Genomic DNA, 25,623 nt, shown 5'->3' on the forward strand with positions numbered 1-25,623 from the left:
CAAGGACTTAACTACTGCGTCGTCCCTTGCCATCTCTTATTGTCCAATTATTAAATAGACCAATGATGCCATTCCTGTTGCTTACGATCAAGTCCAGAAAGCCAATCGGAAGTAACACGTATCGCTTCCTCTTGGTGAACACTGCTGGAATACGTATGATTCGCTTGAAAAATAATTTCTTTATCGCATAAACCTTCACTCCGTGTCCAAAACACTTTTTGATACAAGAAGCTGTAATCGACAGGTATAAGATCATCACTTGTTCCATGAACAATAAACACTTCTCCGCCAAATCGTGTCGCTGATTGAAAAGGCTGATGCTGCATGAGCGAATCGAAAAAGATTGGTTTCAGTGTATATCCAACATGATCCGTTTTGCCAGTCTTTATTGCTTCATCATAACTGTCTCTACCGACTATTCGAACAATATCATTATAGGGGTAAGCAACTGGAGACCATAAAACAAGTCTTTTTACACGCTTATCCTTGACAGACGTCATAATTGCTACTGCACCGCCCAAGCTGTGACCGAGTAATACGATGCGATGCGGATCAACACACTCCATATCTGTTATATAATCAATAACGGTTCTAGTCTGATCCACCATAGAATCAAATCCAAGAGAACCATAATCCCCGTCACTTTCACCGCAACCGCCATAATCAAACCGAATAACATAGTTGCCTTGCTGAGCTAAAGCTCTAGCAGTTTTTACGAACAAGCGATCCACACCGATTCGACTTCCAATAAACCCGTGGCAAATAATGATCGCTTGTTTCTTCCCTGAATCTTTAGTAGTTTCAGTATTACTGTCATGCGCTGGATAATGAAGTGTAGCCGCAAGATTTAGCCCATCATGCTTTAGCGTTAATTGTCTCTCCATCGGTACAGCCTCCACAATTTTATATTCGATAATTCCTATGTGTATACTATGAATTAATATTATAGTAACATCGTTTCAATAAGCTGTCAATCTTTAGCACCTATGCTTACCATCACATTTTCACTTGGTATTCTACAATATAATCCGCATAACAGACGCAAAGATGAGCAAAATAAAGGGACTAAACTAAACACAAAAGCTGAACCTCTAATAGAGATCCAGCATATAAGGAGGACATTATATGCCCACTTGGATTGCTTGGTTAACTGAAAATTGGTTGTCTATCATGTTGGCATCGGGTGCAGTTATTGCCGTTGTTTTCGTTATCATTAATCGGAAGCTTCTGTTTTACAAAGAATAGGCAGCATAACCTTCACCGTTGTTCCGATTCCACGTTCACTATTAATCGTAATTTCACCGCCATGAAGTTCAACAATTTCTTTACAAATAGCGAGTCCCAGACCAGATCCTCCATAGCTGTTGCTTGACTTGTAGAACTTGTCCATGACAAAAGGGAGATCTTCCTCCGTTATTCCGCTTCCTGTATCTGTTACAGTCACAACAGCTCCTTCAGCGCTTACAGCAGTAGTCACTCGAACAGTTCCTCCTGCAGCAGTAAACTTGAAAGCATTATCGATCAAATTGATAATGACCTGTTTAAGACGATTTGCATCTCCTTGTACTAGAATCGGACTGCTTTCCAAAGTTGCCAGCAATCGAACTTTTGTGCCTTCTTCTCTTACTGCCAATTGATGAACTGTTTCTTTCACAGGGCCATTTAAGTCAAGCATCTCTGTATGTAGTTCCATCTTCCGCTCCGACAGCTTAGAGAAATCGAGCAAGTCTTCCACAAGCCCCGATAAACGCTCCGTTTCTTTGCTAATAATCGATAGTCCAAGCTTCACTTCCTCATCATCGTCCGTTGGTTCACTTTCCTTTAGTGTCTCGCTCCAACCTTTAATAGATGTGAGTGGTGTACGAAGTTCATGGGAAATAGACGATATAAAATCATTTTTCAGCTTTTCACGTTTGTTAAGCTCACTCACCATGACATTAAAGGTTTCGGCTAATTGTCCGATTTCATCATCGCCTCGTTTACTTGCCCTTCTTGTCCAGTCGCCTTCAGCCATATAACGGGCAACTCGCGTTAGTTCTTGAATGGGTTTAACGATTCGCTGAGCAAGTACAATACTAAGTCCAAGAAATAGTAACACAACAGCAAAGCCTACAATTGTAGCCATCTGTATAATCTTCTGAACCATATTGTCTACACGCTCAATCGAAGACGTATATCTGAGCATAGATACGACTCTAGCCTCATTCCAAAGTGGTACTGTTACAGAGATGACACGTTCACCAAAGTAAGGATCTTCGCCAGTCCAACTACCTTTATATCCATTCATGGCCGTTTTAACATCCCCGGTTGAATAACGAATATTAGGGGAAAACCCATCTGAATCGATTCTAATTTCTCCATTACTGTTTAGAAGCTGGATCCGTGTTGTGCCGCTCTCCACCATATAATTAAGCAAATAATCAGCTTGATCCTGCAGTGTTTGCGATGACAAAGAACGATTATGCAGAGAAATAGCCGTTTCTACACGCTGCTCAACGGAGCTTTTGGCGCTTCCATAATAATAATTCCACATTAGAGCAGCGAATGCTGCACCAAGAACGCTGACGACAAGCACAATAAGAAGAAGGTAACTCCATACCATTCTTGTTTGTACGCTTCTCACCCAGACACGCTCCGTTTCCACCGATAACCATAGCCCCATACCGTTTCCAAAACCGATGGTTCAGATGGATTGATCTCGATCTTCTGCCTGATTCTTCTAATATTAACATCAACGACCTTAAGATCTCCTACATAATACCTTCCCCACACCTCAGACAAAATATGGTCACGGCTAATACTCTCACCTTCCCTCTCCATCAGGAGACGAACAAGCGTCCATTCTGTAGGCGTTAATATAATCTCAATCTCATTTTTCCAAAATCGTCTCTCAGAAACAGACAATCGAAAAGGGCCGCTCAATCGTTCCGTTGAACTGGAAGCAGACGACACGCTATTATTAACCGAACCCAGCTCTGATGGCTGATTGTTAGTTTGTCCAGTTGTTATATCTAGGGGAGCCTCTATGTTTTTATGAGACATATCATTCCCCTCAGTAATAGTGATCGTTTGTGGCTCCGCATTCATTCTTCTATACAATGATTTAATGCGAGCGATTAGCTCGCCAGGGCTAAATGGTTTCTGTACATAATCATCTGCACCAAGCTCTAGTCCAAGAATTTTGTCCTCTTCTTGCGATTTTGCTGTTAACATAATGATTCCCATCCGGGGAAAGCGTTCTCGGAGTTGTTCACATACTTCAAAGCCACTAATCGTTGGAAGCATAACATCTAATAAGGCGATGTCGAATGGACCTTCAGATTGTGCAAAAGCAATAGCGTCCTCACCATTCTCCGCTTCAATTACTTCCATATCATTACGCTTCAAATTAATTCGAACGAATCCCCTAATTGACTCCTCGTCCTCCAGTAATAGAATCCGCACTATTAGTCACCGCCACTCATCATTCTTCATGTTCAATTTCAAAATAAGAAGGAAATTCAGATTCAACCTTAAGCATGTCCTCAAAATCAGCCTTCCATTTATCCGGCAACTCCGTAGGAGCTTCTTTCTCGAATGAAACAACATACATATTGCCGCTGTCAGATGCTAATGCTCGGTACGGTCGCTGCTCTTCATGCCATACAGACTCGACTGCTTTCCATTGTTTTACTGGAACGACGTAAATTGTCGCAAGATCTGCCGATATTTTTTGCTCAGCATTCCAGTATTCAAACGTTACGATGCCATATGATGAATCAGGAGGCTTGCGCATCGTATATCGATCTCGCCACGATTCAGGAATATTGACTTTAACCCCATAAGTATATTCGAGATACTGCTCAGCTACTTTTACAAACTGCTTCTCCCCATCCCACTGTATCCACTCATTAATCCAAGTTGTTTCAGCGTATGAAATATCTGAATATCCCGGAGCCTCACGTACCCATTGCAATTCAATAATACCATCGTTATTTATATCTTCACTCATTGTAGGTTTTCCGCTAAAACCTTCATGTCCTAATGATCTATCAGGATAAACTAAGCTTAAATTATTGTTCTCCCAGGCGTACATATATGTCAGCATGCTATGGGCACCTGTATTTCCTTCAAGAACGATTCCTTGATGGCGTTCCGATATACTCCCAATTAACATACGCTCGAAAGAATTAACGCCTTCCGGAAGCTGTAGTTTTAATTGCTTCTTCATATCGTTATTACTCCACGTATACACCGATAGATAGTACGTCGGAATAGCGATCTCACCACTGCTACCTATTTCTGTAACAACTGCAATATCCGTTAAATTGTCTCCATCTATTTCCCCAACATCAACCAAATAATAAGGCAATGAGCGAGCTGGCGGCAGCGTCCATCTGCCCTTTTCATTTCGAACAGCCTTCGACTTATAAGAGTAGACCTCTAATACATTCGGACTATCAAATCCGCCGATCCATCCAGTGAGAAATTCCGTCTTACCATCTTTATCTAAATCAATAAGCTTAAACCATGCGATATCTCTCGCTAATGATTGTTCGATTACGACAGACTGCCTCCAACCATCTTCACTTTGTTTCATCACCATTATTTCTGGTGTACTGTACTCGTTGTAATAAGTCACAACCGCTTCTTCTGTTCCATCATTATCCAAATCGATTAAACGTATCGCTTCTTTATAATCGTCTTGTTCAGGAACCATCAGTACACTATAGTTAGGAAGAGCCTTCATAATAGACGCCGACAGTTTCTCCTTATCAGCTGCAATTGCAGGCTTCTGCAATAAATCAGCAGGTGCAGCCGTATAGCTGCACCCAGAAGCAATAAGCGGAATAACAAGCAATGCGAAAATTAGATTTCTCATTTGAACCTTATTCCCCAGTCGGAAAATGGAATAAAGAGACTGCTTCCGCTTCAACATGCACTACTCCTTCCACTCTAAAACCCTTATGTCGTTGGTAACTCTTCTACCGTAACAAACGAATATCCGCGCTCCTCTAGATCATCAATAGCACCGGAAAGCATATTTACTGTATTAATAATATGTTTGCCTCCGAAGGAATGCATTAATATTATACCATTTGGCTTTGTTTCATTACGAATCATGTCACGCATGTCTTCCACCGATGTGCCTGCCCAATCACGTGTATCAACAGTCCATCCAATATGTTGTTGATCCTTTTCCTTGAGTACTCTCATAACCGTGTTCGAAAGAGCGCCATACGGGGCACGGAACATAGATGGCTTATATCCTAAAACATTTTCTATAGCATTATCCGTTTTTTCGATCTCGGATAAAATTTGCGACTTAGATAGTTTTCTTAAATCTTTATGTGTTTGAGAATGATTTCCTATGGAATGTCCTTCATCTACCATACGTTTCAAGATGTCTGGATACTTCTCAACCTGTGTTCCAACTACAAAAAACGTAGCTTTAACACCTTTTTCCTTTAATATATCCAAAATAGCTGTCGTATATCGGGTATCAGGTCCGTCGTCGAAGGTTAATGCTACTTGCTTTTCATTTTGATTTGGCTTAATTGTTTCTTCAGTTGGCGGTTTCTTTTCAATAATTGATGATTCTGATCCACCATTACCATCGGTTTCAACATCAGGTTTAATTTCATTTTCAGAACCAGTATCTTTATCTTTGTTGCCACTTGGTTCAGTCGTTTCTTTTTCTTTGTGGCTGTCTGGTACGCTGATAGGATAGTTATCGCCATCGACATTACCTTCTACTACACCACCAACTAAATCTTCTTTTGCTGATGTCTCTTTCTCCGCCATAGGTATTAATGCAGACAAACCAACTGATTGACCAGCAGCGCAGCCACCTACCCATAACAATACTGCTGCAAATACGATAAACAATGCCATTCTACGACGACGTTTTTTTGCAAATTCCATCTGAATCACCTTCTATTCCGCTAATAGATTAATCTTAACGGAATAGTAGTTTCAGAGAGTTACAAATTAGTAACATGTTTCGTGCTCATCAGACGAAAACTTCCCTTAAACAACAAAAAAGTTGCCTCAAAAGTAGTTTATACTACCACTAAGACAGCCCCTGTTCATTTATATAAATTGAAAAGTGATGCCAAGCTGAAAACTACAATTATTTTCAAGGGGTGAAAGTTATTTACCGAAAATAAAATTTTCTGGCTAAACTCGAACAGCGCTCTCCAATTGAGTATCGGAGAGCGCTGGCAGCAGAGCAAGTCAAATTCTAAATTCCTCTGAACTTTTTATGAGATTTAAAGGGATGAAGAAAAACTTTATTACTGATTCATATCACTTTTTGTTCTTCTTAATATAACCGGACAATAAAAAAGCAATTCCGATAATTAAAGAAATGATAATAAAATTACTAGAGAAAGGTGTTTCAATTTTATCAAAATTAAAGTCATATGATCCTGCAGGCTTAGCAACAGTAAGTATTGCTGCAGTTACATAATGGATACCTTTTTGAGCAATTAATAGTAACGCACTTAGTCCTATAAAAAATAATCCTACTATTTTATCCATCATATAGTCTGGATAGCAGACGCCACCACTGCATTTTTTTTCTTTAAAGACATAATAACCATTTGCCATCCCCTCCGATCATCTCTTTGTCCACATAAAAATCTATAAAATAAGTTTCTTCAAAAATTACATTTGTAAGATATTTTTCACAAAATACTTCCTTCCTTTTATTTTTTTGTGATTATGTGGGAGAAACCAAACACTTTTTTTGTTTGACATTGACCACACTAATATCGCCTATGGACTGGTTGTAGGCCCTGTTCAGATTGTCACTGGAAGTTTGAAGCTTTGCATGCGACGAAGAAGCCCATGGATGCCACAGTCAAAACGAATTTTTAAATTTCGCGGATTCAGGCGAACTATACCTTAGTATTAAACATTGATGGATATTAAATTTATTGATAAAATTACCAATATTACGAGGTCAAGGAGTGCTTATATTGAACAAATCGTTGCTTGCAATAATTTGTAGTATTATTGTTGGGGGATCTATCTTAGCAGGGCTATTAATTATCAATAGTTCGATCAAAGCTCAATTAAATAAAGAATCAACACCAGTAACACTAACAATGCCGATGCAAACACCCATTGAAACCCCTTCGAACCAAAATGTTTTATCTAAAAGTGATTTAGCAGTATATCTTATGATTCCTGAAAAAACGATCGATTACATCATAAAAAAAGACATTGAAATTAAAACTATATTACCAGGTTCTTATAACACCTATCAATTTATCCCCTACTATAAAGTGCCAAGTGGGGAAATGATCTTCATGAAAAGTGAAGTTGATAAATGGCTCGAATATAAAACACTAAACATAACTGACTATTAAAATCATTTTACAGTTGTAACCCCGCATCAGCACATAATAACGTCACACTCTACTAGAAGAAGCCCGTCGCTCAAGTTCTACTTATGAAAGTAAACTTGAGTGACGGGCTTCATTTTACAAAAAATAGCACTTACATTATTCTACACCAAAGCTTTCGCTGCAATATCTGTGCGGCTCTGTTTGCCTTCAAACTGAATGACACTTACAGCTTCATAAGCGCGAGCACGTGCTTCAGCGATATCTCGACCAAGACCAACAATACCAAGTACGCGTCCACCATTTGTTACGATCTCGCCGTCTTTAGCAGCTGTACCTGCATGAAACACAAGTGCACCTTGCGCTTCTGCTTCAGCAATACCAGTAATGACGCGACCTTTCGGATATGATGCCGGATATCCTTCCGATGCAGCTACTACACATACAGCTGCTTCATCAGTCCACTCGATATCAAGTTCACCTAAACGGCCATTCATTGCGGCAAGCACAATATCGACTAAGTTTGTTTTTAAACGAGGTAGGACAACCTGTGTTTCTGGATCACCCATCCGTGCGTTGAACTCAATCGTCTTCGGACCATCCTTCGTTATCATTAGACCAGCGAATAGAATTCCTCGGAACGAACGACCTTCACTGACCATCGCCTTAGCTGTCGGTATAATGATGTTAACGATAGATTCTTCGATGATAGCTGGATCAATATGCGGAAGTGGTGTATATGTACCCATACCACCCGTATTCGGACCTTTGTCACCGTCAAAAATTGTTTTATGATCTTGTGCTGGAACCATAGGCTTCACCGTTTCACCATCAACGAACGCTAGAATCGACATTTCTTGTCCCTCTAGAAATTCCTCAATAACGATCTGATTACCCGCTTCACCAAATACTTTGTCTACCATTGCCTCACGAAGAGCTTGTTCAGCTTCTTCCATCGTAGCTGCTACAGTAACACCTTTACCTGCTGCCAGCCCATCTGCTTTAATAACAATTGGCAACGATTGCTGACGCAAGTAAGTCGATGCTGCTTCATAATCGGTGAACGTTTCGTATTTTGCAGTAGGAATATTATATTTCTTAAGCAAGTTTTTCATAAAAATTTTGCTGCCTTCGATCTCAGCTGCTAACTTATTTGGTCCAAAAGCAGGAATTCCTGCCGCTTCAAATGCGTCCACAATTCCATCTGCAAGTGGATCATCTGGGCCAACAAATACAAGATCAATTGCAGTATCTTTTGCAAATCGAGTCAATTCGTCGAACTGGGATACCGCTATCGGAACACATTGTGCCAGCTTGGCTATGCCCGCATTACCCGGTGCGCAAAATAGTTCCTTTACTTTTTCACTTTTCTTAAGCGCCCATACAATTGCATGTTCACGTCCGCCGCCGCCAATTACCAAAATACGCATATCCGTAAACCTCCTTAAGATTAAAAGATTGCAATATTAATGTTTAAAGTGGCGAACACTCGTAAATACCATCGCAATACCATTCGCATTTGCAGCAGTAATGGACTCCTCGTCCTTTATTGACCCGCCTGGTTGGATAATTGCTTTAATTCCAGCTTGTGCCGCAAGTTCAACCGTATCGCCCATTGGGAAAAATGCATCCGAAGCAAGAACCGATCCAATTGCTTTCTCGCCTGCTTGCTCGATTGCAATACGTGCCGCACCTACACGGTTCATCTGTCCAGCACCAACACCAACAGTCATATCGTCTTTAGCTAGCAAAATAGCATTCGACTTTACATGCTTAACAACCTTCCAACCAAACAGCAATTGCTTCATTTCTTCCGCAGTAGGCTGGCGTTCTGTCACAACTTTCAAATCAGTTTCATTCAAGCTATGAACGTCACTTTCTTGAACGAGCATGCCGCCGTCAACAGCTGTAACTAACCATTCAGGCTTACGCTCCGCCGCTGCCGTCAGCTCACCAATTTTAAGAAGTCGGATATTCTTTTTCTTCGTCAAAATATCAAGCGCTTCTGGTGTAAAGTCTGGAGCAATAATAATTTCAAGGAAAATGCCGCTAAGAAGTTCAGCTGTATCCGCACCAATCATACGGTTAGCTGCAACAATACCGCCGAAGATAGATGTTGAATCTGCTTCGTAAGCCTTCTGATATGCTTCGTGAATTGTTGTTCCGATACCAACGCCGCATGGATTCATATGTTTCACTGCTACAACCGCAGGCTCTTCGAACTCTTTAAGAATGGAAAGCGCAGCGTTCGCATCGTTAATGTTATTGTAAGAAAGCTCTTTGCCATGCAACTGCTCAGCTGTAGTCACATTGCCAGTTGGTGCAAGCGGTTTGCTATAGAAAGCAGCCTTCTGATGCGGATTTTCTCCATAACGTAGATCTTGCACTTTTTCATAAGTAACGGTATAGGTTTCTGGCAAAGGTTCGCCCATTTGTTTCGAGAGGTAATCTGCTATAAGTGCATCGTAGGATGCTGTATGACGGAACACCTTTGCAGCAAGACGTTTGCGTGTCGCAAGTGTAGTATCGCCATCAGCTTTTACTTCTTCAAGAACAGCACTATAATCATTTGCATCGACCACTACGGTAACAAATGCATGGTTCTTCGCAGCAGAGCGAAGCATTGTTGGGCCGCCGATGTCGATATTTTCGATCGCATCTTCGTAGGATACATCTGGTTTAGCGATTGTTTCTTTGAATGGATATAGATTAACGATAACGAGATCGATATAATCTAAGCCGAGTTCCTTCATCGCCTTCTGATGTTCTTCGTCATCACGAACTGCAAGAAGACCGCTATGTACGGCTGGATGCAACGTTTTGACACGTCCATCAAGAATTTCAGGGAAACCCGTTACATCGGAAATGCCGATTACGGGAACACCTTCCTTCTGAAGCAAGTTGAACGTGCCCCCCGTAGAAATAATTTGTACACCTTGGTTCGCCAATTCTCTTGAAAACTCCACAATACCCGATTTGTCGGACACACTAATTAATGCTCTACGAATTGCCACGCAAATACCCTCCTTGTAATAGTGAAGCTAATTACCTTATCGAAACTTTCCTACCATTTATCGTTACAGCACCTGCTGCAATTAATCGGATTACACTTGGTAACAATTCCTTCTCAGCAGCTTGGATACGCGGGGTCAACGATTGTTCCGTATCGTCTTCCATAATCTCTACAGAAGTCTGTGCAATGATTGGACCACTATCAAGCCCGCCATCAACATAATGCACGGTTACTCCTGTCGTTTTTACACCATATTCGACCGCTTGCCTAATCGCATGCATTCCTGGGAAAGCTGGCAATAGGGAAGGGTGAATATTAATCATTTTGCCAAAATAGGACTCTACGATAACAGGGGTCAAAATCCGCATATAACCCGCTAACACGACTAGATCTACTTGACGCTTACGGAGCTCTTGCACGATGAGCTCTTCATAAGCTTCACGAGACGGATAATCCTTTGGGTTGAACACAAAAGCGTCTACTCCCGCTTTAGCTGCCCGTTCCACCACAGGAGCAGACGGCTTGTCACAAACAAGAAGCTCGACGGTGACATCGAGCTTCCCTTCTCGCACGGAATCGGCAATCGCTTGGAAGTTAGTGCCTTGTCCCGACGCGAACACCGCAATGCGAAGAGCCGCCATTATACAACAGCTCCAGTAAACGTCACGATACGGCTGCCTTCCGTAACAGTACCGATTCGATATGCCTGCTCTCCAAGTTCAGCAGAAACACGCAGTGCTTCTTCCGCTTGATCAGCAGGTACAACGATAACGAGACCGATACCCATATTAAATGTCGTGAACATGTCACGATTCGTAATCTCGCCTTTTTTCTGCATCAAGTCGAAGATCGGGAGAATTGGCCATGAACCAACCTCGATATCGACATTAACGCCTTCTGGAAGAACGCGTGGAATATTTTCAATAAAGCCGCCGCCTGTAATATGCGCCATCCCTTTAACCGAAACTTCCTCAATAAGTTTCAAAGCTTGCTTCACATAGATGCGCGTAGGTTCAAGAAGAACGTCGCCAAGCTTCGCTCCGCCTAGCTCTTCGATTTGTTGATCTAACTTGTAGCCTGCTTGTTCCAGCAACAAACGGCGAACGAGAGAGAAGCCATTGCTGTGAATACCACTGGAAGCAAAGCCAAGTACAACATCGCCCGGTGCGATTGTTGAACCATCAATCATTTTTTTCTTATCAACGATACCAACCGTAAAGCCAGCAATATCATATTCATCCGAGGAATACATGCCAGGCATCTCAGCAGTTTCTCCGCCAATTAGGGCGCAGCCAGCTTGAACGCAACCTTCGGAAATGCCTTTAACGATTGATTCAATCTTCTCTGGCACAACTTTACCACATGCTAAATAATCAAGGAAAAATAGTGGTTCAGCGCCCTGTACGATAATATCGTTCACGCACATTGCAACTGCATCGATCCCAATTGTGTCATGCTTATCCATAGCAAAAGCAAGCATCAGCTTCGTGCCAACACCATCCGTGCCAGAGACGAGCACTGGCTCTTCGTATTTGTCCTTGTTTAGGCCAAACAATCCGCCGAAACCTCCGAGCTCAGCCATCACCTCTGGACGGTAAGTCCGTTTCACGTGCTTCTTCATCCGTTCAACCGCTTCATTGCCTGCGGCAATATCAACGCCTGCATTTTTGTATGCTTCTGACACCCGGGGTCAACTCCTTCTATATTTTCAGTCTCACTATCCTCTAGTTCGCAGCCCTATCTCTATATACTAACAGCCGCAACTTTTATCCGAATTCTCATCCACTACAGTTGGATAATCATTATCGAAGCAAGCTAAGCACATGCCGCGATTATGTTCTCCGTCATTACCGCCAACAGATTCTACAAACCCTTCATCACTTAGGAAAGCGAGCGAATCCGCATTAATTTCCTTCCGAATCTCTTCGACCGTTCGGTAAGAAGCAATAAGCTCCTTGCGATCCGGTGTGTCGATACCGTAATAACAAGGATTTTTGAAAGGCGGGGAAGTGATTTGAACATGAACCTCCGCTGCCCCTGCTTCACGAAGCAAGTTAACGATTCGACGAGATGTCGTTCCACGAACGATAGAATCATCAATCATGACGACACGTTTGCCTTCAACAACTTTGCGAACAGCCGACAGCTTCATCTTGACACCTTTTTCTCGAAGCTCTTGAGAAGGCTGAATGAATGTGCGTCCTGTATATTTATTTTTGATAAGACCAAGCTCATAAGGAATTCCTGTTTGCTCTGCATAACCGATAGCAGCAGAAATACTGGAGTCTGGTACGCCGATTACGATATCCGCATCAACAAACGATTCAATAGCAAGCTGCTGACCCATACGTTTGCGAGCGGAATGAATGTTGATGCCATGAATGTCGCTGTCTGGACGAGCAAAGTAGATATACTCCATTGCACAAGTCGCACGACGCTCTACCTCAGCGTAACGATCTTGACGCATGCCATCTGAATCCAATACGAGCAATTCCCCCGGCTGAACATCACGCATATACTCTGCGCCAATCGTCTCGAATGCACATGTCTCAGAAGAGAACACATAACCATCACCGATTCGTCCCATCGCTATTGGGCGCAAGCCATGCGGGTCAGAAGCAACAAGCAACTTGTCATTTGTCATAATGAGAAACGCAAAACCTCCAACAATACGCTGAAGTGCTTCCTTTGCAGCCGTCTCGAAATCTTTCGGCGAACGGGCAATTAAATGCGCAATAACTTCCGTATCGCTGGATGTTTGGAAGATGGAACCAGCCATCTCCAATTCCCTGCGAATTTCTGGTGCGTTCACAATGTTGCCGTTAGTGGCAACTGCAAGGTCGCCGTCACGGTAACGGAAGATAAGCGGCTGAGCGTTAGCCAGCTTGCTTTCTCCCGCCGTTGAATAGCGAACATGCCCGATGGAACGGTCGCCGGCTAACATATCCAGCTTATCCTTATCGAACACTTCTTTCACTAAACCCATCCCACGATAAGAGTTGAATTTATTGTTGTCCGTTGTATCAACCGTACATATTCCAGCACTTTCTTCCCCACGATGCTGAAGCGCATGAAGGCCGTAATACGAAAGATCAGATGCATTAGGATGACCGAACACTCCGAATACGCCACATTCTTCGCGTAATTTATCAAAGATATCGTCACGGCCAATGCCCTCGTTATAATGGTTTCCAGTCCATAGCCGAGGTTTCTCGATTACTTCATTAGACACGGAATCGCATCCTTCCAAACCTTCTCCAGTTGTTGAACTGGTGCGTTGATGCCAGCTTTACCGTTTACTTTAATCGTTACATTGCTGCCCGTTACTGTACCAATAGTTGCATGAACGACTCCTTGCTCTGTTAGCCAAGCATTCAAAGCTTCAACTTGATCCGGCTTAGCCGATAGCAATATACGAGATTGTGATTCGCTGAACAACAAGTGGTCAGGGCGCAGATCGCTAGTTAAGTTCACCTCAGCACCAATCGCCCCACTAATACAAGATTCAGCAATAGCAGCTGCAATACCGCCTTCAGATAAGTCATGTGCAGATGCTACAAGACCTTGTTGGATAGCGCCTAATACTGCGTTTTGCACTTTTTTCTCAGTAGCAAGATCAACAACTGGCGGGCGGCCAGAAGGTGCGCCGTTCATTACATATTGCAATTCACTTCCGCCGAACTCCGCTTTCGTTTCACCTAGAAGAACAATTGCGTCACCTTCGGACTTAAACTTTTGCGTCATAATGTGATCAATATCGTGAACTAGACCTACCATTCCGATTACTGGCGTTGGATAGATAGCGCCTTTTGCATTTTCATTGTACAAGCTGACATTACCGCCGATTACTGGTGTATCTAGAATGACGCAAGCTTCGGACATACCGTCTGCGGATTTCTCCAATTGCCAGAACACTTCTGGTTTCTCAGGGTTGCCAAAGTTCAAGTTGTCTGTAACGGCAAGCGGTTCCGCACCGGAGCAGACGATATTACGAGCTGCTTCTGCTACAGCGATACGACCACCCATTTCTGGATCAAGATATACGTATCGACCGTTACAATCTGTTGTCATCGCAAGTGCTTTACGTGTTCCATCCACTAATACAACTGCTGCATCAGAGCCCGGCTGTACAGCTGTTGCAGTACGAACCATATAGTCATATTGATTGTAAATCCATTCTTTGCTCGCAACTGTCGGAGAACCAAGAACCTTCTCAAGTGTGCCAGTAAGGTCCGTTAACTCAGCAAAAGCCGATGCGTCTATTGATGCATTTTCACGGTAGTATTCTGGCTCAGCCGAAGGTTTGTTGTACACCGGGCACTCATCTACAAGTGCTGTAACCGGCATATTCGCTACTTCTTCACCTTGGTGGAACAGACGAAGACGACCGTCATCTGTCACTTTACCTACCTTGGCACAAATGATTCCCCAGCGATCGAAGATTTCCATTGCTTGTGCTTCATGCTGTGGTTCTACTACAAAGAGCATACGCTCTTGGGATTCCGAAAGCATCATTTCGTATGGTGTCATGCCTGTCTCACGCTGCGGCACTTCATCAAGGTATAGCTCAAGACCGTTGCCCGCCTTTGATGCCATCTCTGCACTGGAACAAGTTAGACCTGCTGCACCCATATCTTGAATGCCTAACACGATGCCGGAGTTAATTAGTTCAAGCGTTGCTTCCATAACCAACTTCTCCATGAACGGATCGCCGACTTGGACCGCTGTACGATTCTCTTCTGACTCATCAGACAGTTCAACCGATGCGAATGTAGCACCATGGATACCATCGCGGCCAGTTGCCGGACCGACATAGAATACCGGGTTGCCTACGCCTTTTGCGACACCACGTTGGATTTTATCATGATCAATTAGGCCTACGCACATTGCGTTAACGAGCGGATTGCCCTCATAGCTTTCGTCGAACATCACTTCACCAGCAACAGTAGGAATACCGATGCAATTGCCGTAGCCAGCAATACCGCTTACTACATTTTCGAACAAATATTTCACACGATCATTGTTTAGATTGCCGAAGCGCAAGCTGTTAAGAAGAGCTACTGGACGAGCTCCCATTGAAAAAATATCACGGATGATGCCGCCTACACCAGTTGCTGCACCTTGGTAAGGCTCGACCGCAGACGGATGGTTATGCGATTCGATCTTGAATACGACTGCTTGATTGTCACCGATATCTACGATACCAGCGCCTTCACCTGGTCCCATCAGAACACGAGGTCCTGTAATCGGGAACTTCTTCAGGATTGGCTTGGAGTTTTTGTAAGAGCAATGCTCCGACCACATAACGCTAAATACGCCAATCTCTGTATAGTTAGGTTTACGTCCAAGAAACCCGCAAACTAAATCATATTCATGGTCCGTAACACCGAATTGCGTGTAGATGCGTTGATCAGCGATTTGATCCGCTGTCGGTTCTTTAGCCGTTAATTGCTGCGCCATGTTGTTCCCTCCATGCATTCAAAATCGATGTAAACATCCGTTTGCCGTCCTCTGAACCAAGCAGTTGATCTACTGCACGCTCAGGATGTGGCATCATGCCGACTACGTTTCCTGCTTTATTGCTTATCCCTGCAATGTTGTCGATGGAACCGTTCGGGTTCGTATCGTCAGCGTAGCGGAACACGATCTGATTATTGTCTTGCAGCTCTGACAAAGTAGCTTCGTCACAATAATAGTTTCCTTCGCCATGAGCGATTGGAATATGAATAATTTCGCCTTGCGAGTATTGATTTGTAAAAGGTGTATTTGCGTTAACCACTTCAAGAGGCGTGCTATGGCACCGGAACTTAAGTCCGTTGTTACGGATAAGTGCACCCGGCAATAGGCCCGCTTCCGTCAAAATTTGAAACCCGTTGCAGATACCAAGAATGAACTTACCGGCCTCAGCAGCCTTTTTCACTTCAGCCATTACATTAGTAAATTGCGCAATTGCGCCGCAACGCAGGTAATCTCCATAAGAGAAACCACCCGGAATTAGAATTCCATCATACGAGGATAAGTCCGTTGCAGTATGCCACACATAATCGACTGGTTCGCCGAGTGAGGATTGTACTGCTTTATAGCAATCAATATCACAGTTGGAGCCTGGAAATACGATAACTGCAAACTTCATCGCTTATCCCTCCAGCTCAAAACGGTAATCTTCTACGACAGTGTTAGCAAGCAGCTTCTCGCACATTTCTTTCAAGCGAGCTTCTGCCTCCGCGCGGTCATTCGTATCAAGCACAACCTCAAGATATTTGCCGATGCGTACTTTACCGACCTCTGCAAAACCCATTGAGTGAAGCGCGCCTTGAACTGCTGTTCCTTGTGGATCCAAAACGTTTTCCTTAATCGTAACGTAGACGGTTGCCTTCATAATTGCCTCCTGAAATTGGTCGTTTTTTTGTTTGCTTACTTTTGTGAAAAATAGCTTACAACTCTATAAATACGAATCAGGTCTATCAAGCGTAAACGGCTAAAGTCGTCCTTGGGAGGCTTAGCTATCATTTCGCGGAGAAATAAAAGTCAATTATTGAAAAGCAAAATTATAGATTGTTATGTTTTTAAAAAAGCTCTCAGGCAATCGCCTAACTAAGTTCTGTCCCCGTTAAGAGGCGATAGATTTCACGGTAACGAGCTGTAGTCGCAGAAACAACTGGCTCTGGCAACGGATCTGGCTTACTGTTCTGATCCCAATCGGAACCTAGCAAATAAGTTCTAACCGGCTCTTTGTCCATGCTATCAATCTCAACATCGAAAGCATAGTTTCCTTCAGCCCAGAAGCGCGATGAGTCTGGTGTAAAGATCTCATCTATCAATATAACTTTCCCATCGATAAGACCAAACTCAAATTTACAGTCTGCTAAAATAATGCCGCGCTCCTTACAAAATTCATGCGCGAAGCGGTATAATTCTATGCTTCTGTCTCGCAGTTCAGCCGCAAGCTCTGCACCCACCATTTCTACCATTCGCTCGAAAGGAATGTCTTCATCATGACCGACATCATTTTTGGCTGCGGGGGTGAAGATCGGATCGATGAAACGCTCATTTTTCCGAAGTCCCTCTGGCAACTCAATACCATTGATCGCAGTTGACTTCTGGTACTGTCTCCAGCCGCCTCCAGTTATATAACCGCGGACGACACATTCGATATCGATACGTTCTGCCTTGCGCGTTACCATAATGCGGTTTCTCAGAAGTTCTGGAGCAGTAATAATATCGCCCAACTTCTCAACATCTGTGTGTACGACATGATTGTGCTGAATATCCTCAGTAACGCCGAACCAGTAAGCAGACAGACGATTAAGCACATTGCCCTTGTCAGGAACAGCCGGGTCCAGCACATAATCAAATGCTGATATCCGGTCGGTAACAACAATCAGGAAATGCTCCCCCAAATCGTACAGCTCACGCACCTTGCCTTTATAGACAAGGGGCGCTTTTACATATTGTACTGCCGTAGACAAAGCATGCGACTCTACTCCCATGAACGCTAACTCCTCCTTAATTCAAGCCCAAACGTGTAAAGATTGTATCTACATGCTTCAAGTGCCATGCTGGATTAAAACAATCTTCTATTTCTTCGGCGCTAAGCACCGCTGTAATTTCTTCTGTAGCTTCAACAATGGAGCGGAATTGACGTTGCTCTTCCCACGCTTGCATCGCACGCGGCTGAACCGTATCGTAAGCCTGCTCACGACTTAAACCTTTATCAATTAACTTCGTCAATACGCGACCTGAGAACGGAACACCATACGTTGCGCCCATATTGCGCTTCATATTTTCAGGGAAGACAGTTAGGTTATTGATGATATTGCCAAGACGGTTAAGCATATAGTTCAGAAGCATTGTCGAGTCTGGCAAAATTACACGTTCTGCCGAGGAATGGCTAATATCACGCTCATGCCACAACGTTACGTTTTCGTATGCAGTAAGCATATGTCCGCGGATAACACGGGACAGTCCGGAAATATTTTCGCAGCCGATTGGGTTGCGCTTATGCGGCATTGCCGATGAGCCCTTTTGACCTTTAGCGAATCCTTCTTCAACTTCGCGAACTTCACTCTTCTGAAGCGCACGAATTTCTGTAGCGAATTTATCCAGTGAAGTTGCTACAAGAGCGATTGAAGCGACATATTCCGCATGGCGATCACGCTGCAACGTTTGTGTTGAGATTGGAGCTGCCGTAATGCCAAGCTTGTTACAAACGAACTCTTCTACAAAAGGATCGATGTTAGCGTATGTGCCAACTGCGCCTGACATTTTGCCGAATTGAACGCCGTTTGCCGCATGTTTGAAACGCTCCAAATTACGTTTCATTTCTTCGTACCAAAGTGCCATTTTTAAACCGAAAGTAGTTGGCTCAGCATGAACGCCATGTGTACGCCCCATCATAGGGGTATCTTTATATTGAATGGCTTTTGCCCGCAAAATATCGATAAAACGTTCGATGTCCTTGAGCAAAATCTCGTTCGCTTGGCGAAGCAAGTAACCCATTGCTGTATCAACAACATCTGTTGACGTTAGGCCGTAATGAACCCATTTGCGCTCCGCACCTACTGTTTCGGATACTGCACGAGTAAATGCGATTACGTCATGACGAGTTTCAAGCTCGATTTCATAAATTCGATCCATATCAAAGCTTGCCGATTTACGAAGTGCAACAACATCCTCTTGTGGAATTACACCTAGCTCTGACCAAGCTTCACACGCACATAGTTCTACCTCTAACCAAGCTTTAAATTTATTTTCCTCTGTCCAAATAGCTCTCATTTCCGGTCTGCTGTAACGTTCTAACATAATAAGTTCACGCCTTCCAAATCTTAGTTTCTTCTATCCATTCAAGCGCCGCTTCAATTGTTGGACCAAGCACATTGATATGACCCATCTTCCTCTTGAACACTGCGTCCTTCTTTCCATACAAATGAATCTTTGGTGCTACATGCAATCGCTCAGCGACTACATCCCTTACAGCTAGCTTCTGGAGCAATGGCTCCATATGCTGACCTAATACATTTACCATAACGACAGGACTAGTCAGTGTCGTATCCCCAAGCGGCAATCCGCATATCGCGCGTACATGCTGCTCGAATTGCGAGGTGTGGCAAGCTTCCATCGTATAGTGACCGCTGTTATGCGGTCTTGGTGCAAGCTCGTTTACATAAAGCTCTCCGCTTGCTGTAACGAACATCTCTACCGCTACCAGACCAACAGCGCCTAAGCCCTCCGCAATTTTTATCGCGAGACGTTCAGCTTCCTGTTGAAGATCCTTGTCGATTCTCGCCGGCACGATAGATAGATGCAAAATATTTTCAATATGAATATTTTCCGCAGGAGGGAATACTTTTATTTCGCCTTTTGAACTTCTCGCTGCGATCACTGAAATTTCTTTTGTGAAATCAATAAACTGTTCAAGCACTAATTCTGTTTTAGCCAGAGATAACGTTTCAAAAGCTTCTATTATTTCGGATTCGCTACGGATAACCCACTGACCTTTACCGTCATATCCGCCTGTTGCAGTCTTCAGAACACATGGTGTTCCAAATCGAGCAACCGCTTCACGAAGCTCTTCCACACTGCAAATTTCGCTATACGGTGCAACTTTGACACCCGCTGCCTCAATTGCACGTTTCTCACGAAGACGATGCTGAGTCGTATAGAGCAGCTTACTGCCTTGTGGCACATAGCTTTCTGCAAGCAGCATTGCTGCTACATCTGCATCTACATTTTCGAATTCGTATGTGATAACATCCGAACGCTCCGCCAGCTTGCGCGCCGCATCACGGTCATCATAGTGGGCTACAATTTGCTCTGCAACTTGCCCCATCGGTGCATCTTCGGTTGGGTCTAAGGCTATAAACCTATAACCCATCGCACTTCCAGCGTTCGCCAGCATTCGACCAAGCTGACCTCCACCTAAAACACCAATCGTTCCACCTGGCAATATTGTGTGAATGGTGGACATTCTCTCGAACTCAGCCTCTGTATTTCCAAGTTGCTTCAGCGGCTCGTCGGTCATGTAACTCATAATGTCTCACTGCTTTCAAGTACTTCTTGCTTCACACGCTCACGTCGTGCCTCAACTCGGGCTTGAATCTCAGGATCGAATGCGCCAAGCATCTGTGCTGCGAGCAATCCTGCATTAGTGCCTCCTGCATTGCCAATCGCAACAGTCGCTACAGGAATACCACCTGGCATTTGAACAATAGAAAGTAATGAGTCCAGTCCGCTTAGATTGGATGACTTAACGGGAACGCCAATAACCGGCAAAATAGTCTTCGATGCGACCATGCCGGGCAAATGAGCAGCTCCACCAGCTCCTGCGATAATAACCTTTAGCCCTCGCTGAACTGCTGTTTCTGCATATTGGAACATAAGATCAGGTGTCCGATGTGCCGATACAACTTTTTTCTCGTACGGAATATGAAGCTCCTCAAGAATATCACAAGCTAGTTTCATTGTATCCCAATCCGACTTGCTGCCCATGATGACGCCCACCTTAGCAGACATTTGTTCAAACCCACTTTCTATAATTTAAATTTATTCATGCCCTATGAAAACAGAAAAGGCCCTATAGCTATCATAACTCGATATGCCATCGGACCCGTGCGGCTGTCCCTATTGCGAAGTGCAAAAGCGACAACACATTAATGAATTCGACACTATACGCATACCACTGTACCACAGACAGCACAAGGCTGCTCCTTATGAGAGCAACCTCGAAACGATCAACGGGTCATTCTTGCAGCATATAGATCCAAATCGGTTTAAAAATCATGCCACTAATAAGTGGTAGATTTACAACTGAATTAGAATATCGATTCATCAAGCTCGTAGTCCAGAAAATAAGGTTTCCGGGTAGAGACATTCGGGCCTTTCCCAAATATATACGAGATTGCAATTATGGGCGGCATGCTCCGCCTCAAATCTATTCTAGTTTATCGAATCGGTTCTGTACTGTCAACAAAATACGAACATTAAAGATCAATCAATTGTGAAAGTTCGTTTTTTAGTCTCAAATACAGCTTAATTATAGCTTCTGCTTCCCAATATTACCAGCTCTTTTCCCTATATACCTGTTTTCTATGTTTATGACTACAAGAAGCATAAATTGAATACATATGAATAAACAAGCGTAAACGGCTAAAGCCATCCTTTGGAGTCTGTAGTTTTATTTATGATCACGTTAATCACGTTCACTATCATAAAACTTAAGCCCACGCTTCCGATGTAGTTTTATTTATGATCACGTTAATCACGTTCACTATCATAAAACTTAAGTTCACGCTTCCGATGTAGTTTTATTTATGATCACGTTAATCACGTTCACTATCATAAAACTTGGAGGAGATTCAAAATGCACATTCACACAATCAAGAGGGGAGATACATTGTGGGATCTCTCTCGGAAATTCGATGTTCCACTGGAGCATATTTTCGTTGCAAATGGCTTGTCGAATCAGAGTCCGCTTGTCATTGGTCAAGCCATCATTATTCCAACTTCTTCAGGAGGAGGCACACATACAGTTGCTGTAGGGGAAACTCTGTGGAAGATCGGTCAACGCTACGGTGTTTCTTTGCAAGAACTGGTTAAAGTCAATAAAATACATAATCCTGCACTCATTTATGCTGGACAAGTGCTTTCTATTCCGTTACCTCACAAGCCCATTATTGAAGTGAATACCTATACAGAGAAATTTAATGATTATGGGGTTAATCTAATCAATGAAGTCGGCGATTACTTAACCTATCTCAGTCCTTTCAGTTATCGCATTAGGCCTGATGGCTCGTTAATGCCTCTTGATGATACAGCTATCCTTCATGCTGGCATCGAAAAAAGAGCTGCTCCTATGATGGTCATTTCCAATTACGAGGGCAGCAATTTCAGCCCGGAAATTGCACATATAGCAGTCGCCGATCTTAACATCCAAATTGTTATAATCGGAAATATCCTTACCGAGATGAAACAAAAAGGATATATGACACTTCATGTTGACTTTGAATATGTACCGCCAGAGGATAAGGAGTTATTCAACGCATTCCTCCAAAGACTTGTTAATACCCTCCATTCATTTGGTTATCTCGTGTCATCTGCGTTAGCTCCTAAGCTAACGGCAGAGCAAGCAGGAACACTTTATGAAGCTCACGACTATGAGGCACAAGGGCGAATTGTAGATTTTGTTATTCTAATGACCTATGAATGGGGCTGGTCAGGTGGACCGCCAAGAGCAGTTGCTCCACTTAACGAAGTAGTAAAAGTGTTAAATTATGCACTTTCCGTTATTCCGCCGGGGAAAATAGTGTTGGGAATGCCGCTTTACGGATATGATTGGCCGCTGCCTTACGTTCAAGGCGGACAGTGGGCTCCCTCTATCAGTTCCTTTGAAGCGGTAAAACGTGCAGCGAAGTATGGTTCAACTATATTTTACGATGAGTCTTCACAATCTCCTTATTACAATTATTATGATGAAGAGGGTAAGCCACATGTTGTGTGGTTCGAGGACGCTCGAAGCGTGCAAGCCAAATACGATATTGTGAAAATGTTCAAGCTGCGAGGAGTTAGTTTCTGGGTACTTGGCGTTCCTTTCCCGCAAAACTGGTTTGTGTTAGGGGAGAACTTTACGATTAAGAAGCTAGTATGATGACTTTAATTAACTCTACGATTAATATGAGTCTTGCAATCATAAATTAAAGAGAGATCCGTTTATCCAAGTAAGGATGAATACGGATCTCTTCTTAGTATTACAACTTTGGTGCGGATATCATTGCTTGTTCAAATTGATAACCAAAATTTGTGTTTACGATAAATGCACGGGGCACATCAGATATATTCCGTATCGAAATTGAAAAGTTCGGGCTGAAATTACCTTAAAAAAAGGACGAACCTGCCAACTTTAAAGTTGCACAGCGTTCGTCCTTTTCAACTCTTAGTAACAGCCAAATATGACAACACAACTTATTATATAGATTGCAATTAATGAGATCATCAAAGGACTAAATGATAAGATCGGAACGCGAATGGCTTGATTCGGCTCAATTAAGCGGAGTAAGCGATAATTGATTGCTTTATCAGCAAAGGCAACACCAACACCCTTATTTGTGCTCATTTTCGACCATTTTACTAACACTGTTGCAAGGTCAACGGGTGACCTCATATATTGAACAGCAAATTGATCAGCTTCTAGTTCAATCCACACGTTAATATAATGCGAAAATCGCTTAAATATTGGGATAAAAGGAAAACTGCTTATCATCATTTTAACAAGTAGCATCCGAAGTGGATCATAATGTCGACAATGACTGTACTCATGAAGCAATATTGCAGAAATCTCTCGTTCCGAGAAGCTTGATAGCAATTGAGAAGAAATAATTATTTTCGGAAATAAGAGACCCGATGTGACTGCTAATATGGAATTATGCCTAATGACAATAATCTCTTGATCCAAATGCTTATATTTACTATTAAGTTGTAGCGATAATTTCTCATGACGATTGGCGCATATGTACTTTTTCCATTTTCGTTCTAGTACAAGTTGTTTACATCCTGTAACTACCACCATTACGAGAGTGTATGCAATTAATACATTCAAACCAATCTTCGCCGCTGAATGCAAAAAAGTAAGTTCACTTAAAGCAGCTATACAATAATGTAATAATCCCCAAGATGAATGAAAACCAAAGACCGCATGAAGAACATATATAATCATTTGGGCTCCAACAAATCCGCTAACTACAATCATAAGCAGAAAAATAATATGATGACTTTTAAGTTTCATCTTTGTCACGCTTCCACTGATTTATTCGCTCTTCCATCAATCGCATTAACTCCGGATCCGTTTGTTCAAATGCGTCAAAAAAATGATTAACGACCATTTGTCCATATTCCTGAACCAGCTCTTCCGTTACGATTTTTGTCTGCTCATTAACAAATTGTTCTTTACTCTGTACAGGCGCAAAACTACTCGTTTTATTTCTACCTTTTCCTAAAGAAGTTTTCGTTAAATGCCCCTTTTCAACAAGGCGATTCAGCACGGTCATGACTGTATTAAATGATAGTTCTTCAGTAAGCAAAGATTGAACCTTCTTAATGGATACTTCTTCACTTTCACTCCAAACAATCGCCATTATTTGAGCTTCCAGTGAACCAAAAAACCGATTTAATCCTTCTTCATTTATTTTCATTCGATGTATCTTCATACTAGCAACTCCTTCTCAACCACACATACTACTTAAAAAGCAGAAGGGAAACTTCACACCTATGCTCTTACAAATTGTAGTTGTTTTTGGGAACATGAGTCAAGAAGAGCGGTTATCCAGCCATCACTATCCCTTTATTCGCAATTTGAGTCCAGTTCAATCCAGAATCGTTGCTAATGAAAACATCCTTATTGGAAGTAGCATACGCAATTTCATTGCTCTGTATCGGGTTTTGTGCGATATATACAATTACACTGTCTGAATCATCTGATGGAATCGAAACTTTTATTAATGAATCTCCCTTCTGATGATGCAAAGTCCCACTTCCTCCGATAAACAAATCCCCTTCCTTGCCAAATGCTATTGCAGTTACTTCTAAATTCAAATCGAGCTTTTGAAATTGATCACCATAATCGTTCGATAAGTAAACACCATCATTTGTCCCAACTGCGACCGTCCCTGCGTTAGTAGGATGGGCAGATATGGAAGATACTGCGCTACCCACACCGTTTATATTACTTTTCCTCCAAGACTTTGTTTCGTCCTCTGTTACATACAAACCGGATTCTTTCATTCTCTCATTAGGTCTATTGTTAATAACGTATATTGCATGTGAATAATATCCAACTGCCATCCCGTGAAAGTCTTCAACTCCGTACAAATCTAACATTTCGAGAGTTTCACCATAGTCATTGCTTTTCACAATACCTAATGGATTTCTGAGCTTAGATCCAAACTCTGGGTGACCACTGCTATAGAAACCGTTATCTGTCATATTGAAACCCATGTAATCATGCTTTTTACCACTTAGCGTCTTCCAACGTCCTTCTGAATAACTGACTAACCCTTCGTGAGCAGGGATTAATAATTGAGATCCGTCATTTGTAAATCCTAGTCCATGCACATGCGTCAAAGTAATATTGCTCTCTTTTGAAGATTTGTTGACTGAAACAAGTACAACGACGGTAACGATAACTAATACTGAAACTACTAACGCCCATAACTTTTTATTTGAACTTTTTCTCATAATAGATCCTTTCTATTTCCAATATAGTTCACCCAACTATTCGCTTTATGTTTC

Annotated in this window: 23 protein-coding genes and 1 riboswitch; of the genes, 2 read left to right on the plus strand and 21 right to left on the minus strand. The window is 42.7% G+C overall.

Features of this window, described 5'->3' with window-relative positions:
* Positions 1–50: 50 nt before the first annotated feature.
* The 6 genes from MFF31_RS24715 to MFF31_RS24740 all read right to left on the minus strand — a co-directional run bounded on the left by MFF31_RS24715 (position 51) and on the right by MFF31_RS24740 (position 6,591).
* Positions 51–884 (minus strand): alpha/beta hydrolase, encoded by an 834-nt coding sequence (locus MFF31_RS24715; protein WP_238191880.1) that lies wholly within the window; start codon positions 882–884, stop codon positions 51–53.
* Positions 885–1,213: 329 nt separating this feature from the next.
* Entirely contained in the window at positions 1,214–2,623 is a 1,410-nt protein-coding gene (locus MFF31_RS24720) for a sensor histidine kinase (RefSeq protein WP_238191882.1), read from the minus strand.
* Positions 2,620–3,444, minus strand: a complete 825-nt coding sequence (locus tag MFF31_RS24725; protein WP_238191884.1) for a response regulator transcription factor — start codon at positions 3,442–3,444, stop codon at positions 2,620–2,622. Before MFF31_RS24725 ends, MFF31_RS24720 begins: the two co-directional genes overlap by 4 nt.
* 19 nt (positions 3,445–3,463) lie before the next feature.
* A complete protein-coding gene (locus tag MFF31_RS24730) occupies positions 3,464–4,918 on the minus strand; it encodes an FG-GAP repeat domain-containing protein (RefSeq protein ID WP_238191886.1) in 1,455 nt (484 codons plus the stop codon).
* 26 nt (positions 4,919–4,944) lie between these two features.
* Positions 4,945–5,904 (minus strand): polysaccharide deacetylase family protein, encoded by a 960-nt coding sequence (locus MFF31_RS24735; protein WP_238191888.1) that lies wholly within the window; start codon positions 5,902–5,904, stop codon positions 4,945–4,947.
* 384 nt (positions 5,905–6,288) lie between these two features.
* Complete coding sequence (locus MFF31_RS24740) at positions 6,289–6,591, minus strand: hypothetical protein (protein WP_238191890.1); 303 nt, start codon at positions 6,589–6,591, stop codon at positions 6,289–6,291.
* A gap of 371 nt (positions 6,592–6,962) precedes the next feature.
* On the opposite strand from MFF31_RS24740, the gene MFF31_RS24745 reads away from it, so the two are divergent.
* Complete coding sequence (locus MFF31_RS24745) at positions 6,963–7,355, plus strand: hypothetical protein (RefSeq protein ID WP_238191892.1); 393 nt, start codon at positions 6,963–6,965, stop codon at positions 7,353–7,355.
* A 140-nt stretch (positions 7,356–7,495) separates the two neighbouring features.
* On the opposite strand, the gene purD is transcribed toward MFF31_RS24745, so the two are convergent.
* The 12 genes from purD to purE form a co-directional block, all read right to left on the minus strand.
* Positions 7,496–8,761 carry a phosphoribosylamine--glycine ligase gene (purD, locus tag MFF31_RS24750; protein ID WP_238191894.1) on the minus strand — a complete coding sequence of 422 codons (1,266 nt, stop codon included), beginning with the start codon at positions 8,759–8,761 and terminating at the stop codon, positions 7,496–7,498.
* A gap of 36 nt (positions 8,762–8,797) precedes the next feature.
* Positions 8,798–10,345, minus strand: a complete 1,548-nt coding sequence (gene purH / locus MFF31_RS24755; protein ID WP_238191896.1) for a bifunctional phosphoribosylaminoimidazolecarboxamide formyltransferase/IMP cyclohydrolase — start codon at positions 10,343–10,345, stop codon at positions 8,798–8,800.
* Between the two features lie 31 nt (positions 10,346–10,376).
* Entirely contained in the window at positions 10,377–10,985 is a 609-nt protein-coding gene (purN, locus tag MFF31_RS24760) for a phosphoribosylglycinamide formyltransferase (RefSeq protein WP_238191897.1), read from the minus strand.
* Positions 10,985–12,028 carry a phosphoribosylformylglycinamidine cyclo-ligase gene (purM, locus tag MFF31_RS24765; protein WP_238191898.1) on the minus strand — a complete coding sequence of 348 codons (1,044 nt, stop codon included), beginning with the start codon at positions 12,026–12,028 and terminating at the stop codon, positions 10,985–10,987. The genes purN and purM overlap by 1 nt, the downstream gene beginning before the upstream one ends.
* A gap of 66 nt (positions 12,029–12,094) precedes the next feature.
* Entirely contained in the window at positions 12,095–13,576 is a 1,482-nt protein-coding gene (purF, locus tag MFF31_RS24770; protein WP_238191899.1) for an amidophosphoribosyltransferase, read from the minus strand.
* Positions 13,561–15,804 carry a phosphoribosylformylglycinamidine synthase subunit PurL gene (gene purL / locus MFF31_RS24775; RefSeq protein WP_238191900.1) on the minus strand — a complete coding sequence of 748 codons (2,244 nt, stop codon included), beginning with the start codon at positions 15,802–15,804 and terminating at the stop codon, positions 13,561–13,563. Before purL ends, purF begins: the two co-directional genes overlap by 16 nt.
* A complete protein-coding gene (purQ, locus tag MFF31_RS24780) occupies positions 15,782–16,477 on the minus strand; it encodes a phosphoribosylformylglycinamidine synthase subunit PurQ (RefSeq protein WP_238191901.1) in 696 nt (231 codons plus the stop codon). The genes purL and purQ overlap by 23 nt, the downstream gene beginning before the upstream one ends.
* 3 nt (positions 16,478–16,480) lie before the next feature.
* A complete protein-coding gene (purS, locus tag MFF31_RS24785) occupies positions 16,481–16,726 on the minus strand; it encodes a phosphoribosylformylglycinamidine synthase subunit PurS (protein WP_238192269.1) in 246 nt (81 codons plus the stop codon).
* Positions 16,727–16,934: 208 nt separating this feature from the next.
* Positions 16,935–17,834: a phosphoribosylaminoimidazolesuccinocarboxamide synthase gene (locus MFF31_RS24790; RefSeq protein WP_238191902.1), complete on the minus strand. Its 900-nt coding sequence runs from the start codon at positions 17,832–17,834 to the stop codon at positions 16,935–16,937.
* A 16-nt stretch (positions 17,835–17,850) separates the two neighbouring features.
* On the minus strand, positions 17,851–19,146 hold the full coding sequence (gene purB / locus MFF31_RS24795; RefSeq protein WP_238191903.1) for an adenylosuccinate lyase: 1,296 nt from the start codon (positions 19,144–19,146) through the stop codon (positions 17,851–17,853).
* Positions 19,147–19,153: 7 nt separating this feature from the next.
* Positions 19,154–20,311 carry a 5-(carboxyamino)imidazole ribonucleotide synthase gene (gene purK, locus MFF31_RS24800; protein WP_238192271.1) on the minus strand — a complete coding sequence of 386 codons (1,158 nt, stop codon included), beginning with the start codon at positions 20,309–20,311 and terminating at the stop codon, positions 19,154–19,156.
* A 59-nt stretch (positions 20,312–20,370) separates the two neighbouring features.
* Positions 20,371–20,856, minus strand: a complete 486-nt coding sequence (purE, locus tag MFF31_RS24805; protein WP_238191905.1) for a 5-(carboxyamino)imidazole ribonucleotide mutase — start codon at positions 20,854–20,856, stop codon at positions 20,371–20,373.
* Between the two features lie 304 nt (positions 20,857–21,160).
* Positions 21,161–21,259, minus strand: a riboswitch (purine riboswitch).
* Positions 21,260–21,703: 444 nt separating this feature from the next.
* Here purE and MFF31_RS24810 point away from each other — a divergent pair.
* The gene (locus MFF31_RS24810) at positions 21,704–22,987 is read left to right on the plus strand and encodes a glycoside hydrolase family 18 protein (protein ID WP_238191907.1); all 1,284 of its coding nucleotides are present in this window, start codon (positions 21,704–21,706) and stop codon (positions 22,985–22,987) included.
* A gap of 285 nt (positions 22,988–23,272) precedes the next feature.
* On the opposite strand, the gene MFF31_RS24815 is transcribed toward MFF31_RS24810, so the two are convergent.
* The 3 genes from MFF31_RS24815 to MFF31_RS24825 all read right to left on the minus strand — a co-directional run bounded on the left by MFF31_RS24815 (position 23,273) and on the right by MFF31_RS24825 (position 25,569).
* A complete protein-coding gene (locus MFF31_RS24815) occupies positions 23,273–24,121 on the minus strand; it encodes a M56 family metallopeptidase (protein WP_238191909.1) in 849 nt (282 codons plus the stop codon).
* The gene (locus MFF31_RS24820) at positions 24,111–24,542 is read right to left on the minus strand and encodes a BlaI/MecI/CopY family transcriptional regulator (RefSeq protein WP_238191911.1); all 432 of its coding nucleotides are present in this window, start codon (positions 24,540–24,542) and stop codon (positions 24,111–24,113) included. The genes MFF31_RS24815 and MFF31_RS24820 overlap by 11 nt, the downstream gene beginning before the upstream one ends.
* A gap of 112 nt (positions 24,543–24,654) precedes the next feature.
* Positions 24,655–25,569, minus strand: coding sequence for a F510_1955 family glycosylhydrolase (locus MFF31_RS24825; protein WP_238191913.1), 915 nt, complete (start codon positions 25,567–25,569; stop codon positions 24,655–24,657).
* Positions 25,570–25,623: the final 54 nt, after the last annotated feature.

It is taken from the genome of Paenibacillus sp. L3-i20 (genome assembly GCF_022180385.2).
In the GTDB taxonomy this organism is placed as follows: Bacteria; Bacillota; Bacilli; order Paenibacillales; family Paenibacillaceae; genus Pristimantibacillus.

Coding starts and splice junctions, on each gene's coding strand:
- MFF31_RS24715 (WP_238191880.1), bottom strand. CDS start 884: ATGGAGAGACAATTAACGCTAAAGCATGATGGGCTAAATCTTGCGGCT.
- MFF31_RS24730 (WP_238191886.1), bottom strand. CDS start 4,918: ATGTTGAAGCGGAAGCAGTCTCTTTATTCCATTTTCCGACTGGGGAAT.
- MFF31_RS24735 (WP_238191888.1), bottom strand. CDS start 5,904: ATGGAATTTGCAAAAAAACGTCGTCGTAGAATGGCATTGTTTATCGTA.
- MFF31_RS24740 (WP_238191890.1), bottom strand. CDS start 6,591: ATGGCAAATGGTTATTATGTCTTTAAAGAAAAAAAATGCAGTGGTGGC.
- purD (WP_238191894.1), bottom strand. CDS start 8,761: ATGCGTATTTTGGTAATTGGCGGCGGCGGACGTGAACATGCAATTGTA.
- purN (WP_238191897.1), bottom strand. CDS start 10,985: ATGGCGGCTCTTCGCATTGCGGTGTTCGCGTCGGGACAAGGCACTAAC.
- purL (WP_238191900.1), bottom strand. CDS start 15,804: ATGGCGCAGCAATTAACGGCTAAAGAACCGACAGCGGATCAAATCGCT.
- purQ (WP_238191901.1), bottom strand. CDS start 16,477: ATGAAGTTTGCAGTTATCGTATTTCCAGGCTCCAACTGTGATATTGAT.
- MFF31_RS24790 (WP_238191902.1), bottom strand. CDS start 17,834: ATGGGAGTAGAGTCGCATGCTTTGTCTACGGCAGTACAATATGTAAAA.
- purB (WP_238191903.1), bottom strand. CDS start 19,146: ATGTTAGAACGTTACAGCAGACCGGAAATGAGAGCTATTTGGACAGAG.
- purK (WP_238192271.1), bottom strand. CDS start 20,311: ATGTCCACCATTCACACAATATTGCCAGGTGGAACGATTGGTGTTTTA.
- purE (WP_238191905.1), bottom strand. CDS start 20,856: ATGTCTGCTAAGGTGGGCGTCATCATGGGCAGCAAGTCGGATTGGGAT.
- MFF31_RS24810 (WP_238191907.1), top strand. CDS start 21,704: ATGCACATTCACACAATCAAGAGGGGAGATACATTGTGGGATCTCTCT.
- MFF31_RS24815 (WP_238191909.1), bottom strand. CDS start 24,121: ATGAAACTTAAAAGTCATCATATTATTTTTCTGCTTATGATTGTAGTT.
- MFF31_RS24820 (WP_238191911.1), bottom strand. CDS start 24,542: ATGAAGATACATCGAATGAAAATAAATGAAGAAGGATTAAATCGGTTT.
- MFF31_RS24825 (WP_238191913.1), bottom strand. CDS start 25,569: ATGAGAAAAAGTTCAAATAAAAAGTTATGGGCGTTAGTAGTTTCAGTA.